Here is a 13,829-nt window from a genome sequence, read left to right as displayed (position 1 = left end):
ACACGCTTTTTTCTAAAAGCGCAACTTCTTTTTTCCAGAAGCTGCCGTCATTCTCTCAAACCCCTCACCAGCCAAACTCACAACAAAGATGCGTGTCAGTCAGCGAGCCCGCCAGTATACGAGGGTTTTCGGCTGGGAAGCAAGCTGCTGACAAAATTCTTTGTCCCGCCTGTCAGGGCGCCAAGCTGAGTGACGCCCCCGCGTCGGGAACTCGCTGAAGAGATTCATGCGTGGAGTCACGTTGCTCGGCAACTGCGGCTCGCACGCGGGTTCTCATGTGAGAGATGAAGGCTGCTGCCGAAGCGCCCACCACCCTTCGTCCACGCGGCGGCTCTTCCCGATGCACCGAGCAGCTATCGCCGCTTGCGGCTCCGGAAGGCGATCACCTCGCCCATGATGCCGCGTCGGAATGCGAGAACGCAGACCATGAAGATCAGGCCGGTCACGATCGTCACGGACTCTCCGAGGGTGCTGAACCAGTCAACCTTTGTCACCGACGCAAGAAGATTGCCCAACTCACCGATCTTGTTCTCCAGCGCCACCACCACCGTGGCGCCGACCAACGGGCCCGACAACGTGCCCAGGCCGCCCAGCAGCGTCATCAGAATGACGGAGCCCGACGAGGACCAGTGCACATCCGTCAGCGTGGCAAAGCCGAGGACGACCGTCTTGAGTGCGCCGGCCAGCCCCGAGAGCGCCGCGGAGATCACGAAGGCCACCAGCTTCACACGGCCGACGTCATAACCAAGGGAAAGCGCCCTCGCCTCGTTCTCCTTGATCCCCTTGAGCAGTTGGCCGAACGGCGAGTGCACCGTGCGCACGATCAGCGCGAACGCCAGGGCCACGACAACGAGTGCCACGTAATACATCGTCAGGTCGCTCTGCAGACTGAGGACGCCGAACAGCTTTCCGCGCGGCACGCCCTGCAGACCATCCTCGCCGCCGGTGAACGGGGCTTGCAGCGCGAAGAAGTAGACCATCTGGGCCAGCGCCAGCGTGATCATTGCGAAGTAGATCCCCTGCCGACGGATGGCCAGCATGCCGAAGACCCAGCCTAGCGCCGCGCCCACCGCCGTCCCAAGCAGTAACCCCAGTTCGGGGGTCAGCCCCCAGACCTTGATCGCATGGCCGGCCACGTAGGCAGAGCCGCCCAGAAAGGCAGCGTGCCCGAACGACAGCAGGCCCGTATACCCCAGCAAGAGATTGAAAGCCGCGGCAAACAGCGCGAAGCACATGAGCTTCATCACGAAGACCGGGTAGGCGCCCAGCCACGGAGCGGCCACCAACGCCGCCAGCAAGAGGCCATAGCCCAAGGTGGATCTGGAGTTCATTGCGAGCGACACCTTTGCTACTTTTCCTTGCCGAACAGGCCTGCGGGACGCAGCAGCAGCACCACGACCATGATCACGAACACCACAGTGGAGGAGGCCTCGGGATAGAAGACCTTCGTCAAGCCTTCGATGACGCCCAAGCCGAGTCCGGTGAGGATTGCGCCCATGATCGAGCCCATCCCGCCGATGACCACCACGGCAAAGACCACGATGATCAGGTTCTGCCCCATCAGCGGAGACACCTGGATGACGGGTGCCGCCAGGACACCCGCGAACGCGGCCAGCGCGACACCAAAGCCGTAGGTGAGCGTGATCATCAACGGCACGTTGACGCCAAAGGCCTCGACCAACCTCGGGTTCTCGGTACCCGCCCGTAGGTAGGCGCCCAGACGGGTCTTCTCGATCACGAACCAGGTGGCCAGGCACACCACGAGCGAAGCCACGACGACCCAGGCCCGATAGTTGGGCAGGATCATGAAGCCCAGGTTGGTGGCACCGGACAGCTGATCCGGCGCGTCGTACTGCAGACCGGAGACGCCGTAGAAGGACCGAACGACACCTTCCACCAGCAGCGTGAGTCCCAAAGTCAGCAGCAATCCATAGAGATGGTCGAGCTTGTAGATCCAGCGCAGCAGCAGCCGCTCGATGACGACGCCCAGCAGCCCGACGATCAACGGCGCCAGGATCAGCATCCACCAGTAGCCGATGCCGAAGTAGTTCATCGCCGCCCAACTCAGGACGGCGCCGAGCATGAACAGCGCACCATGGGCGAAGTTGATGACGTTGAGCAACCCGAAGATCACGGCAAGGCCGAGGCTCAGGATCGCATAGAACGATCCATTGACGAGCCCCAGCAACAGCTGGCTCAGCAAGGCAGGAAGGGAAACGGTCATGTCATGGCGCTGGAAGAGACTGCCGACCGGGCCCGCACGCGCGACCCGGCACAAGAAACCGGCCGGACGAACTGAAGATTCAGCCGCCCGCGTCCATCACTTCCAGAGAGCGCACTTGCTCTCGGCCTTGGTGGTGAAGACCTGATCGCCCGGCAGCGTCTTGACGACCTTGAGGTAGTCCCATGGCCGCTTCGATTCCGAGGGCTTCTTGGCCTCGACCAGGTACATGTCATGCACGAAGCGGCCATCGGCGCGGATCTGGCCCTTGGCGTAGAAGTCGCTGATGGGCATCTTCTTGAGTTGCTCCATCACCTTGTCCGAGTCGGTGGTCTTGGCAGCCTCGACAGCCTTGAGGTACGTCATCGTCGCCGAATAGTCGGCCGCCTGGATGTCCGTGGGCATGCGCTTGGTCTTGTCGAAGAAGCGCTGCGCCCACTTGCGGGAGTCGTCGTTCATGTCCCAGTACCAGCTGGTGGTGTGAAGCAGGCCCTCGGTGTTCTTGAGGCCTAGGCTGTGGATGTCGGACAGGAAGACCAGCAGACCCGCCGTCTTCATCGTCTTGTCGATGCCGAATTCCTTGGCGGCCTTGATGGAGTTGATGGTGTCGCCTCCCGCGTTGGCAAGGCCCAGGATCTGCGCCTTGGAGTTCTGCGCCTGCAGCAGGAAGGACGAGAAGTCGCTGGCGTTGAGCGGCGTGCGCACGGAGCCGACCACGGTACCGCCCTTCTCCTTGATGACCTTGGTGGTGTCCGCCTCGAGCGCGTGGCCGAATGCATAGTCGGCCGTCAGGAAGAACCAGCTCTTGCCACCCTGGTCGACCACCGCTGCGCCGGTGCCCTTGGCCAGCGCGACCGTGTCGTAGGCGTAGTGCACCGTGTAGGGCGTGCACTGCTCGTTGGTGAGGGCGGACGTCGCCGCGCCGTTGTTGAAGTACACCCGCTTCTTCTCGGCCGCCACCTTGGCCGTGGCGAGCGCCGTGCCCGAGTTGGTACCACCGAAGACCATGGTCACGCCCGCGGTGTCGATCCACTCGCGCGCCTTGGATGCGGCGATGTCCGCCTTGTTCTGGTGATCCGCAGTCAGCAGCTCGATCGGCTGGCCAAGTGCCTTGCCGCCGAAATCGTCGATGGCCATCTGGATCGCCGTCGCCCCGCCCTTGCCTTCCACGTCCGAGTAAAGGCTGGACATGTCGGTAACGAGGCCGATCTTGACCTTTTCCTGCGCGAGCACCGGTGCGGCAAGGCCCAGCGCCAGGACAGCCGTCGCAACACGGGTAAGGGTGATCTTCATGGTGTGTCTCCTAGGGATGAAATCGGAACGCGTGTGGGGTGCATCACACGCCGAGCAACTCGTTGAGCAGCGGCATCTTGGCGTCGAGCTGCGCCGCATCGAAGGACTCGACGACGCAGCCGTGCTCCATGACATAGAAGCGGTCGGCCAGCGGCGCCGCGAAGCGGAAGTTCTGTTCGACCATGAGCACCGTATAACCCTTGGCGCGCAGCGTGGTGATCATGCGGGCGAGGGCCTGCACGATGACGGGGGCCAGGCCTTCCGAGATCTCGTCAAGCAGCAGCAGCCGGGCCCCCGTGCGCAGGATGCGCGCGACGGCCAGCATCTGCTGCTCGCCGCCAGACAGGCGTGTCCCCTGGCTATGGCGTCGCTCCGCGAGGTTGGGGAACATGGCGTAGATCTCGTCCACCGACATGCCGGCGCCCACCCCTTTGAGTGGGGGCGGCAGCAGGAGGTTTTCCTCCGCCGACAGGCTGGCGAAGATGCCCCGCTCCTCGGGGCAGTAGCCGATGCCATGGTGGGCGATGCGGTGCGTGGACAGTCCGATCGTCTCCTGTCCGCCGACGCGGATGCTGCCCTTGCGGGCGCCTGTCAGGCCCATGATGGCGCGCAACGTGGAGGTGCGGCCGGCACCATTGCGGCCCAGCAAGGTGACGACCTCACCAGGGTTCACATGAAGGTCCACGCCATGCAGCACATGCGACTCGCCATACCAGGCATGCAGGCCTTCGATGGCCAATGCGGGCGTGGTCATGAACGCTCCTTCGCGGCTGCGCAGGCTGCAGCCGGATCACGTACCCAACCCGCGTCAGGCAACGAGGACTCGCGCATTCAATGGGCTCCTTGCAACTGGCCGTCGGTGGTGCCCATGTAGGCTTCCATGACCTGGGGATTGCGGGACACGGCGGAATAAGGTCCTTCGGCCAGAACGGCACCGCGCTGAAGCACGGTGATGGTGTCGGCGATGGTCGAGACCACGCTCATGTTGTGTTCCACCATCAGGATGGTGCGCCCGGCGGACACGCGCTTGATCAACTCGGCCACGCGATGCACGTCCTCATGGCCCATGCCCTGGGTGGGTTCGTCCAGCAGCATCAACTCAGGCTCCATGGCCAGCGTGGTCGCGATCTCGAGGGCACGCTTGCGCCCATAGGGAAGGTTCACCGCCAGGTCGTCCGCCATGGCCTCCAGGCCGACCTCGGCCAGGAGCTCACGTGCCCGGGCATTCAGTGGGACGAGCGTGCGGTCGCTCTTCCAGAAGTGGAAGGAGGTCCCAAGCGCCCGTTGCAGGGCGAGCCGCACGTTCTCCAGCACGGTCAGGTGCGGGAAGACCGCCGAGATCTGGAAGGAACGGATGATGCCCCGGCGTGCGATCTGCGCGGGCCGCTCGCGGGTGATGTCGAGCCCGTTGAACAGGATCGTGCCCGACGTCGGCTCCAGGAACTTGGTGAGCAGGTTGAAGCAGGTGGTCTTGCCGGCACCGTTGGGGCCGATCAGTGCATGGATCGCGCCCCGTTGGACCCGGAGGTCGACCTTGCTGACCGCAGTGAAGCCCTTGAACTCCTTGGTGAGCTGCCGCGTCTCGAGAATGATGTCGCTCATCGGCGGGCCTCCTGCCGCTGCGCATCGAATCTTGGGGTCATGCGTCTCCGTCGTTGTCGTGCCAGGGGAGCCTGCATCGCAAGCCTCGAACGTTGGCGCATTGTTGGCAGCGGCTCCCTCGGCTGCTACTGGGGCAAATGCGGATGCTGCAGTGCAATGCGCGAAAAGCGCCGCAGCGCGGGTCCAGACCATTCCTTGGGAGCCACGGCCACGCCGACGGGTGAGCAGTTCCACGCCGCGCATGCGACAACGCCCGCCGGCGTGTCTGCCGGCGGGCGTTGTCTTGTTCGTTTCGCGGAACGCGGCGCGGCCGACGGGCCCCGCCGCGTGGTCAGTGGGCGCCTGCCGCGGCGTCGCTTCCTGCTGCGCCCCTGGCGGGCCGCGCGATCCAGATGATCGGGATCAGCAGGATGAAGAGCACCGCCGACGCATAGAACAGATCCGCCGTGGCCAGCATGAAGGACTGCTGGTCCGCCAGCCGGTTGATCTGCGCCAGCGCCTGCTCGGCGCTGAAACCGGCATTGCCGAACATCGACAGGGTGGCACTCGCGGCGGGGCTGCTCGGATTGACGGCTTCGGCCAGTTGCGCATGGTGCAGCGCCGCGCGGTTCTCCCACAGCGTGGTCGAGATCGAGGTGCCCATCGCGCCTGCCGTGATGCGCGCAAAGTTCGACAGCCCCGACGCCGCCGGAATGCGCTCCGGAGGCAATCCGGACAGCGTGATGGTCACCAGCGGGATGAAGAAGAAGGCCATCGCGATGCCCTGGATGAGCGTCGGGATCATGATCGTCTCGAAGTCCGTCTGCGTGGTGAAGTGCGAGCGCATCCACACCACCAACGCGAACACGATGAAGGACATCGTCGCGTAGTAGCGCGGATCGACCTTGCCCACCGTGAGGCCGACCATGGGCGACAGCACGATGGCGAACAGGCCGACCGGCGCCAGCACCATGCCTGCGCTCGTCGCCGTGTAGCCCATGTACTGCTGCAGCCACAAAGGCAGGATCACCACGTTTCCGAAGAAAAGACCATAGCCCACCGACGTGGCGAGTGCCCCCGACCAGAAGTTGCGGCGCTTGAAGAGCGACAGGTCGACCACCGGATGCTTCTCGGTCAACTCCCACACCAGGAAGAACGCAAAGCCCACGACCGCCACCACTGCCAGCGCGATGATCTCGCCGGAATGGAACCAGTCGAGCTCTTTGCCCTTGTCCAGCATCAGCTGCAGCGCGCCCACCCAGGCCACCAGCAGACCAAGGCCGATGACGTCGATGGGCACGTGCCGCGTGGGCGTCTCGCGCTTGCGGTAGATGCTCCAGGTGACCGACGCCGCCAACAGGCCGACTGGCACGTTGATGAAGAAGATCCAGGGCCACGAGATGTTGTCGGTGATCCAGCCGCCCAGCAGCGGCCCCATCACCGGCGCCACCAGCGTGGTGATGGACCACATCGCCATGGCCAGGCCCGCCTTGGCGCGCGGATAACTCGACAGCAACAGCGTCTGCGACAGCGGGATCATCGGCCCCGCCACGAAGCCCTGCAGCGCCCGGAAGGCGATCAGCATCGTCATGTTGGGGGCCATGCCGCACAGCCACGAGCTCAGCACGAACAGCAGCACGCTGGCCATGAACAGGCGGACCTGCCCGAAGCGCTGTGTCAGGAAGCCGGTGAGCGGCACGGCAATGGCATTGGCCACGCCAAAGCTGGTGATGACCCAGGTGCCCTGCGTCGGGCTGACGCCCAGGTCACCCGAGATGGCGGGCAGCGACACGTTCGCGATGGACGTGTCCAGCACATTCATGAAGGTGGCGGCCGACAGGGCAATGGTGCCCAGCACGCGCGCCGAGCCTTCCAGTGGCGCAATGGCGGCCGGGGCCGCCTTCGGCTCAGAAGCAGCCATGGATGAAATTCCTGGCGGCGATCAGAGCGGGCGCTGGGCGGCCGAAGCCTGCAGCGCGTGGCGGGCGCCACCCTCGGCGGCCTGGCTCGAAGGCGAAGCCACGGCCGGCTTGGCACCAGCCGGCGCCGGGCCGGCCGAAGCCGGGACCGGCCGCCCGAGGTTGGCCGCGATGATCCGCTGCACGGCCTTCTCGGCACCATCGTCCTGCCCGTTGTAGACCTGGGTGGACGCGAAGTCGGCGGCGCGCGGCGCATCGGCGAGCATCTTGCCGTTGCTATTGGCCACGTCGACTTCCGCGTCCATCGACAGGCCGACCCGCAGCGGGTTGGCCTTCAGTTCATTGACGTCCAGGCTGATGCGCACCGGCACGCGTTGCACCACCTTGATCCAGTTGCCGGTGGCGTTCTGCGCCGGCAGCAGCGCAAAGGCCGCGCCCGTGCCAACGCCAAGGCCGGCGACCTTGCCGTGGTAGACCACCTTCTTGCCGTACACGTCGGCCGTCAGCGTCACGGGCTGGTCGATGCGGATGCTGCGCAGCTGGCTTTCCTTGAAGTTGGCGTCGACCCACAACTGGCCCAGCGGCACGATGGACATGAGCGGGGCGCCCGGCGCCACGCGCTGGCCCAGTTGGACCGTGCGCTTGGCCACGTAGCCATCGACCGGCGCGGGCAGCGCGACGCGCTGCGTCGCCAGCCAGGCTTCGCGCACCTTCGCCGCGGCGGCCTGGACGCTGGGGTGTTCCTCGACCGTGGTGCCTTCGGTCAGCGACCGGTTGCTGGCCAGTTGCTCGCGGGCCGCCGCAACGCCCGCTTGTGCAGCCGCCAGCGCGCTGCGGGCGTTGGCGACTGCCGTCTCGGCATGGCTCAGCTCTTCCTTCGAGACCGCGCCATTGCCGGTGAGCGAGCGACGGCGCTGCAGGTCGTCCTGTGCACGGGCGACGTCGGCCTGGGCCTTCACCACGTCGGCCTGGCGCAGGTTGACCTGCGCGGCCAGCGAACCGTTGTTGACGTACAGCGTGCGCGCCTGCCGCACGGCCTGCCCCAGTGCGGCCTCCGCCTGGGAGAGCGCCACCTGGGCGTCGGCCGGGTCCAACTGCACCAGTGGCTGGCCCTGCTTGACGTAGTCGGTCTCGTCGGCCGCGATGCTCATCACCGTACCGGCCACCTGCGGCGTGATCTGGATGATGTTGCCCTGGACGTAGGCGTTGTCGGTGGATTCGTAATGGCTCGCGACCAGCCACTCGTAGGCGGCCCAGCCGGCGCCGGCCACCACCACCACCGCGGCCAGGGTCGTCAGCGCCTTGCGGCGACGGGTGTTGGGCGCCTTCTCGTCGGCGGCCTGGGAAGAAGAAGCAATGTTGTCGTTCATGGTCTGGCTCCTTGCGGACGTGCGGACGCTGCGTCTCAGCGCGCCGCGGCGGATTCGTTGAGGGCGGCCGTTTTCTCGGCCGCGGGGGCGTCGCCAGCCCAGCCGCCACCCAGCGCGCGAGCAAGCGAGGCCTGGGTATCGAGCGCCCGGGCCACGAGGTCCACCGCCTGGCGGCGCTGGGTGAGCACCGCCGTCTCGGCGGTGAGCACATTCAGGTACGTGCCCAGTCCTGCCTGATAGCGCTGCAGGGCGATGTGGTAGGCGTCCTCGGCGGCGCGTTGCGCATTGCCTTGCTCGACCTGTTGCCGGCCGATCGACCGCGCGCTGGCGACCTGGTCGGCGACCTCGTGCACGGCATCGATCACGGCCCCGTTGTAGCTTTCGATGGCCGCGTCGTGGTCGGCCGCCTTGCCACCCAGGTTGGCCCGCAGGCGCCCGCCCTCGAAGATGGGCAGGTGCAGCGCGGGCCCCACGCCCCATTGCAGGCTGCCCGACTTGACCAGCTTGTCGAATCCGATGGACTGCGTGCCGACGAAGGCGGTGAGATTGATGTTGGGATAGAACTGGGCGCGGGCGCCTTCCTCGTCGCGCGCCGCCGCCTCGACGCGCCAGCGCGCGGCCGCCACGTCAGGGCGGCGGGCCAGCAGGTCGGCGGGAATCTGCGTGGCGAGCGGCACCGCTTGCAGCGACGCCAGCGCGGGCGGCGTGAGACCACGGGTGGCGTCGGGCACGGCCACCAGCGCATCGAGTGCATGCCGGGCGTTCTCGATCTGCTCGTTCAGCACCTCGATCTGCTGACGTGCTTCGGGCAGCCCGCCTTCGCTCTGCCGCTGCTCCAGCTGGGTGTCCAGGCCGGCCGACACGCGATCACGCACCAGGCGCAGCGTCTCCTCGCGCTGGGCCAGCGTGCGGCGGGCGACATCGCGCTGCGCCTCCAGCCGCGCCCACTGGATGTAGCTGCGCGCCACATTGGTGGTCAGCAGGATGCGGGCCGCCTGCGCATCGGCCTGCGCGGCGCGTGCACTGCCGACCGCAGCCTGGATGGCCGCGCGGTTGCGGCCGAAGAAGTCGAGCTCCCAACTGCCATTGAGCTGCAGCGTGCCGTTTTCCTGCACCGTGCCGCCGAGCGCGCCATAGATGTAGTTCTCGCTGTAGCGCTGTCGCAGCACTTGCGCATCGCCGCTGAGCTGCGGTCGGCCGGCTGCTTCGGCCACGCCGGTCGCCGCGAGCGCCTTGGCGACGCGGGCCTGGGCCACCTGCAGGCTGGGGCTGGCCGCCAGGGCCTGCTGCTCAAGCGTGTCGAGTTGGGCATCGCCGAAGGCATGCCACCACTGCGCGTCGACCTGCGCGAAATCGTTGGCCGGCTGCGCGGTCGCCGGCACGCCCGCCTGCGCCGCATCCCGCATGTGGGCGTGGGAGGCGATGCCTGCGGTGTCGGCACAGCCCGCGGCCAGCAACGCAACCGCCAGGCCCACCGCCATCAGCGCCGGACGGCCCTCGCGGCCCTGGGTCGAAGAAAAAGTCATCGCGAAACTCCTTGGCCCGATGCCCGATGGCATGCGGCCTGCTTTCTCTGGGCGTTCCCCAGGATGCGGTTCAGGTAATCCTTGAGCTGCTCCCACTCCACCTGCGTGAAGCCGGCGAGCATCTCGTTGTGGACCCGGCTGAGCACGGCCGGTACCTTCTGGGCGGCACTCAGGCCTTCGGGCGTCAATTCGAGGTTGACGACCCGCCGGTCCTCCTGCGAGCGCACCCGGCGCACCAGCCCCTTGGCTTCGAGTCGATCCAGCAGGCGCGTCATGGCGCCGGTGTCCAGTTGGCACTCACGGGCCAGCTCGGCCACCGTGCCGGCGCTGCCCATGTGCAACTTGTGCAGTGGCACCCACTGCGGATAGGTCGGGCCGCCGGGCTCGACCAGTTCGCTTTCGACTGCCTGCGACACGCAGGTCAGGATGCGCTTCATCGCGTAGCCCAGGCTTTCCTCGGCGGTGTAGCTCTCGGCCCGATAGAAATCCACGGGCGGCGGCCCGGCGGTGCCGCCGGGCGGAGTGGTCTCTGATTTGGACATGGGCGGATATTATTTGCCTCGTCAAATATTGTCAAGGCTGATTCTGGGGCGGCAAGGTCTCGTTAGAATCCGCGCCGCCCGGCCACTGCGCCGCGATTGCCCCGCACTCCTGTGAAGAACGCCAAAAGCTCCCCCCGCTCGCTCGCCGGCCTGGCGCCCTTTCTTCGCCCCTACCGCCTCCAGATTGCGATGGCGGCTCTGTTCCTGGTCATGGCGGCGGTCACGACCCTGGTGTTTCCCATCGCGCTTCGCGGCCTGATCGACGCCGGTCTCGCACCCAAGGCACCCGGCGATCAGGTGATGGCCCTGCGCGAGCACTTCCTGGCCCTGTTCGGCGTGGCGATCGCGCTGGGGCTGTTCTCTGCCGCGCGCTTCTACACGGTGAGCTGGCTGGGCGAGCGCATCACGGCCGACGTGCGCACCGCCGTCTACGGCCGCGTGCTGCACCAGAGCCCGCAGTTCTTCGAGACCACCCAGACCGGCGAGGTGCTGTCGCGCCTCACGGGCGACACGACGCTGGTCCAGACCGTGGTGGGCTCTTCTCTCAGCATGGGCTTGCGCAACGCGGTCATGGGCGTCGGCGCGCTGGCCATGCTGATCTGGACCAATCCCTGGCTGATGGCCCAGGTGGCGCTGGTGCTCGTGCTCGTCGTGCTGCCGGCCATGGCCTTCGGTCGCCGGGTCCGTCGGCTCTCCCGAGCCAGCCAGGACCGCGTGGCCGACGCCAGCGCCATCGCGGCCGAGGTGCTCAATGCCATTCCGGTGGTGCAAAGCTACACGGCCGAGACCCGCGAGGCCGAGCGCTTTGCCGGCTCCACCCAGGCGGCCTTCGAGACGGCCGTGCGGCGCACCAAGGCGCGGGCCGTGCTGGTCGCCTTCATCATCATTGCCACCTCGGCCGCCTTGCTCTGGGGCCTTTACGCCGGCACGCAGGCCGTGCTGCGGGGCGAGATCAGTCCCGGCCACATGGGCCAGACGGTGGTCTACGTGGTCATCCTGGCGAGCGCGCTGGCCGTGTTGGGCGAGGTCTACGGCGACCTGCTGCGCGCGGCCGGCGCCACGGAACGGCTGATGGAACTGCTGCACGCGCCCATCGCCATTTCGTCGCCGGAGGCCGCGCAGGCCGCGCCGCCCGCCTCCGCAGGCGCCCAGGTGGTGCTGGAGGATGTCGGCTTCCATTACCCCTCACGTCCGGGCACGGCGGCCCTGCGCCACTTCTCGCTCGACGTGGCGCCTGGCGAAACCGTGGCCCTGGTGGGCGAGAGCGGCGCGGGCAAGAGCACCGTGTTCCAGCTGCTGCTGCGCTTCTTCGATCCGCAGACCGGCGACATCCGGCTGGACGGTCAGTCGTTGCGTCGATTTGCGCTGGATGACCTTCGGGGACGCATCGGCCTGGTGCCGCAGGACGCCGTGATCTTCTCGACCACGGCGTTCGAGAACATCCGCTATGGCCGGCCGGAGGCGACGGAGGCCGAAGTCCGGCATGCGGCCCGCCTTGCGCACGCCGAGGGCTTCATCGACGCCCTGCCCGACGGCTTCCACACCTTCCTGGGCGAACGCGGCGTGCGTCTGTCGGGGGGGCAGAAGCAGCGTCTCTCGATTGCACGCGCCATCCTGAAGGCGCCGCCGCTGCTGCTGCTGGACGAGGCCACCTCGGCGCTCGATGCGGAAAGCGAACGGGTCGTTCAGGCCGCCCTCGAATCGGCAATGGAAGGTCGTACCACGCTGGTCATTGCCCACCGCCTTGCGACGGTGCAAAGGGCCGACCGCATCGTGGTGCTGGACCACGGCGCCATCGTCGAACAAGGCACCCATGCCGAATTGATCGCCCGCGGCGGCAGCTACGCCAAGCTGGCGGCGCTGCAGTTCACGGCCTGAGCCTGCGGCACCCGGTTTCGGGAACCGGCGCTTCGCGCCCGTGTGGCGTCACCCAGACACAATAAAGCCCGCACACGGCGGGCTGACTCATCGGTGGCGAGCGCGGTGCAGCAGCCTGGTCGGGCGACCGCGCATCGATCCACAAGCCTACTGCAAGGTTTCCTTGAGTGCAGGCGGCAGCGGCAGCGGCAACACCGCAATGCCTTCCTCCAGCAAAGCGGCGGTCTCCTCGGGCGTGGCCTGGCCACGGATTCCGCGCTCTTCCACCTCGCCGTGATGCATGCGCCGCGCTTCCTGCGCAAACCGGTCGCCCACGTCTTCGGTCCTGGCCAGCACCTCCCGGACGGCGCGCATCCAGCGGGCTTCCGGGGTCTGCTGCTGCGGCAGCGGGGGCTGCACTTCGGCCGGCAGCGCCTCGCGCCCGGCACCGAGGTTGAGACGCGGTGCGCTCAGGCCTTTGACAATGGCCTTGTCACCACAAAGCGGGCATTCGATCTGGCCACCGTCGCGCTGGGTCTCGAACTCCGCCTCGGAGCCGAACCAGCCCTCGAAACCGTGGCCATGGGCACAACGCAGATTCAGGACCTTCATGGCGCGGGATTATCCGCAGCCCGCCATTCCAGTGCCCAGTCGCCGGAAAGCACGTTCTGCATCCAGACCGAACAGGCCAGCGTCTTGGCATCCGTCACCGTGCCATCACGGCACCAGCCCAGCAGATCCGCGGGCGACGCCGTGAACACGTCGAGGAACTCGCCCTGGTCGAGCTTGCGATCGCCGGCACTCAGGCCCCGCGCGAAGTAGATGTGGATGACCTCCGTCGAGTAGGCCACGGCCAGGTGCATCACCCCGGCCTTGGCCCACTCGCGGGCGCGGTAGCCGGTTTCTTCCAGCAGTTCGCGCTGACCGCATACCAGCGGATCCTCGCCGGCGTCGAGCTTGCCGGCGGGGAACTCGACCATGACCTGGCCCACCGGGTATCGGAACTGGCGCTCGAGCACGACACGTCCGTCATCCAGCAGCGGAATGACCACCACCGCGCCCGGGTGGATGACGTACTCGCGCGTCGCCGTCCCGCCGTCGGGCAGCGCGACCGTGTCGCGGTAGGCGCGCAGGAACCGCCCCTCGAACAGCCGCTCCGACGCGACCTTCTTTTCTTCCAGGTGGGCGATGTCAGCGGTCACGGTTCAGTTTCCTTTGCGTTTGAGGAGGTAGCACCAGATGAAGCCTGGAAAGGCGAGCACCAGGAAGAAGGCGGCCGTCACCGCATAGAACTCCCAGCCCTGCGCCGCCACCATGCCCTGCTTGCCCTCGAAGAGCCTGCCGACCATGCCGGCCAGCAGATAGCACAGCACCAGTTCCCCCAGACGCACCGCGAGCGGCTTGACCGCCGTGCGCCAAGGCAGCACGGCGAACAGCCGCTCGTTCAGGAAAGGCAGGTTGGCCAGGACCAGCGCAACGCCGAGGACGACCCAGGCCGATGCGTTGCTGCCCACAGCGCG

Annotated in this window: 13 protein-coding genes; 1 reads left to right on the top strand and 12 read right to left on the bottom strand. The window is 67.0% G+C overall.

From position 1 onward, the window contains the following. Window positions 1-353 precede the first annotated feature (353 nt). The 9 genes from L0984_RS22905 to L0984_RS22865 form a co-directional block, all read right to left on the bottom strand. Window positions 354-1,331, bottom strand: a complete 978-nt coding sequence (locus L0984_RS22905) for a branched-chain amino acid ABC transporter permease (RefSeq protein ID WP_234196636.1) — start codon at window positions 1,329-1,331, stop codon at window positions 354-356. Window positions 1,332-1,348: 17 nt separating this feature from the next. After that, window positions 1,349-2,224, bottom strand: a complete 876-nt coding sequence (locus tag L0984_RS22900; protein ID WP_114803985.1) for a branched-chain amino acid ABC transporter permease — start codon at window positions 2,222-2,224, stop codon at window positions 1,349-1,351. A gap of 96 nt (window positions 2,225-2,320) precedes the next feature. Beyond that, window positions 2,321-3,514: an ABC transporter substrate-binding protein gene (locus L0984_RS22895; protein ID WP_234196635.1), complete on the bottom strand. Its 1,194-nt coding sequence runs from the start codon at window positions 3,512-3,514 to the stop codon at window positions 2,321-2,323. Window positions 3,515-3,557: 43 nt separating this feature from the next. Next, on the bottom strand, window positions 3,558-4,268 hold the full coding sequence (locus tag L0984_RS22890) for an ABC transporter ATP-binding protein (RefSeq protein WP_234196634.1): 711 nt from the start codon (window positions 4,266-4,268) through the stop codon (window positions 3,558-3,560). Between the two features lie 77 nt (window positions 4,269-4,345). Continuing rightward, window positions 4,346-5,116, bottom strand: a complete 771-nt coding sequence (locus L0984_RS22885) for an ABC transporter ATP-binding protein (RefSeq protein WP_234196633.1) — start codon at window positions 5,114-5,116, stop codon at window positions 4,346-4,348. A 331-nt stretch (window positions 5,117-5,447) separates the two neighbouring features. Continuing rightward, complete coding sequence (locus L0984_RS22880; RefSeq protein WP_234196632.1) at window positions 5,448-7,016, bottom strand: DHA2 family efflux MFS transporter permease subunit; 1,569 nt, start codon at window positions 7,014-7,016, stop codon at window positions 5,448-5,450. A gap of 21 nt (window positions 7,017-7,037) precedes the next feature. After that, on the bottom strand, window positions 7,038-8,384 hold the full coding sequence (locus L0984_RS22875) for an efflux RND transporter periplasmic adaptor subunit (RefSeq protein ID WP_234196631.1): 1,347 nt from the start codon (window positions 8,382-8,384) through the stop codon (window positions 7,038-7,040). Between the two features lie 35 nt (window positions 8,385-8,419). Beyond that, the gene (locus tag L0984_RS22870; RefSeq protein ID WP_234196630.1) at window positions 8,420-9,910 is read right to left on the bottom strand and encodes an efflux transporter outer membrane subunit; all 1,491 of its coding nucleotides are present in this window, start codon (window positions 9,908-9,910) and stop codon (window positions 8,420-8,422) included. After that, a complete protein-coding gene (locus L0984_RS22865; protein WP_017756914.1) occupies window positions 9,907-10,452 on the bottom strand; it encodes a MarR family winged helix-turn-helix transcriptional regulator in 546 nt (181 codons plus the stop codon). The genes L0984_RS22870 and L0984_RS22865 overlap by 4 nt, the downstream gene beginning before the upstream one ends. Before the next feature lie 189 nt (window positions 10,453-10,641). Between L0984_RS22865 and L0984_RS22860 the strand changes: the two genes are divergently transcribed. After that, window positions 10,642-12,330, top strand: a complete 1,689-nt coding sequence (locus L0984_RS22860) for an ABC transporter transmembrane domain-containing protein (protein ID WP_370646142.1) — start codon at window positions 10,642-10,644, stop codon at window positions 12,328-12,330. 147 nt (window positions 12,331-12,477) lie between these two features. Here L0984_RS22860 and L0984_RS22855 read toward each other — a convergent pair whose 3' ends face one another. From L0984_RS22855 to L0984_RS22845, 3 genes are read right to left on the bottom strand one after another with little or no spacing between them, the layout of a single operon-like run. Further along, window positions 12,478-12,921 carry a DUF1178 family protein gene (locus tag L0984_RS22855; RefSeq protein ID WP_234196628.1) on the bottom strand — a complete coding sequence of 148 codons (444 nt, stop codon included), beginning with the start codon at window positions 12,919-12,921 and terminating at the stop codon, window positions 12,478-12,480. Beyond that, complete coding sequence (locus tag L0984_RS22850; protein ID WP_234196627.1) at window positions 12,918-13,511, bottom strand: NUDIX domain-containing protein; 594 nt, start codon at window positions 13,509-13,511, stop codon at window positions 12,918-12,920. Before L0984_RS22850 ends, L0984_RS22855 begins: the two co-directional genes overlap by 4 nt. 3 nt (window positions 13,512-13,514) lie before the next feature. Next, window positions 13,515-13,823: a DUF2818 family protein gene (locus tag L0984_RS22845; RefSeq protein ID WP_234196626.1), complete on the bottom strand. Its 309-nt coding sequence runs from the start codon at window positions 13,821-13,823 to the stop codon at window positions 13,515-13,517. Window positions 13,824-13,829 lie beyond the last annotated feature (6 nt).

The sequence above is a fragment of the Pseudacidovorax sp. NFM-22 genome (assembly GCF_021401245.1).
Lineage (GTDB): Bacteria > Pseudomonadota > Gammaproteobacteria > Burkholderiales > Burkholderiaceae_C > Xenophilus.
The sequence above is the reverse complement of the archived record's forward strand: the minus strand, read 5'-3'. Positions and strand labels throughout refer to the sequence as shown.

Excerpts from the sequence above, each read along its gene's own strand:
- L0984_RS22870 (WP_234196630.1), bottom strand. The coding sequence starts at position 9,910 with ATGACTTTTTCTTCGACCCAGGGCCGCGAGGGCCGTCCGGCGCTGATG.
- L0984_RS22905 (WP_234196636.1), bottom strand. The coding sequence starts at position 1,331 with ATGAACTCCAGATCCACCTTGGGCTATGGCCTCTTGCTGGCGGCGTTG.
- L0984_RS22880 (WP_234196632.1), bottom strand. The coding sequence starts at position 7,016 with ATGGCTGCTTCTGAGCCGAAGGCGGCCCCGGCCGCCATTGCGCCACTG.
- L0984_RS22865 (WP_017756914.1), bottom strand. The coding sequence starts at position 10,452 with ATGTCCAAATCAGAGACCACTCCGCCCGGCGGCACCGCCGGGCCGCCG.
- L0984_RS22895 (WP_234196635.1), bottom strand. The coding sequence starts at position 3,514 with ATGAAGATCACCCTTACCCGTGTTGCGACGGCTGTCCTGGCGCTGGGC.
- L0984_RS22885 (WP_234196633.1), bottom strand. The coding sequence starts at position 5,116 with ATGAGCGACATCATTCTCGAGACGCGGCAGCTCACCAAGGAGTTCAAG.
- L0984_RS22875 (WP_234196631.1), bottom strand. The coding sequence starts at position 8,384 with ATGAACGACAACATTGCTTCTTCTTCCCAGGCCGCCGACGAGAAGGCG.
- L0984_RS22860 (WP_370646142.1), top strand. The coding sequence starts at position 10,642 with ATGGCGGCTCTGTTCCTGGTCATGGCGGCGGTCACGACCCTGGTGTTT.
- L0984_RS22900 (WP_114803985.1), bottom strand. The coding sequence starts at position 2,224 with ATGACCGTTTCCCTTCCTGCCTTGCTGAGCCAGCTGTTGCTGGGGCTC.
- L0984_RS22890 (WP_234196634.1), bottom strand. The coding sequence starts at position 4,268 with ATGACCACGCCCGCATTGGCCATCGAAGGCCTGCATGCCTGGTATGGC.
- L0984_RS22855 (WP_234196628.1), bottom strand. The coding sequence starts at position 12,921 with ATGAAGGTCCTGAATCTGCGTTGTGCCCATGGCCACGGTTTCGAGGGC.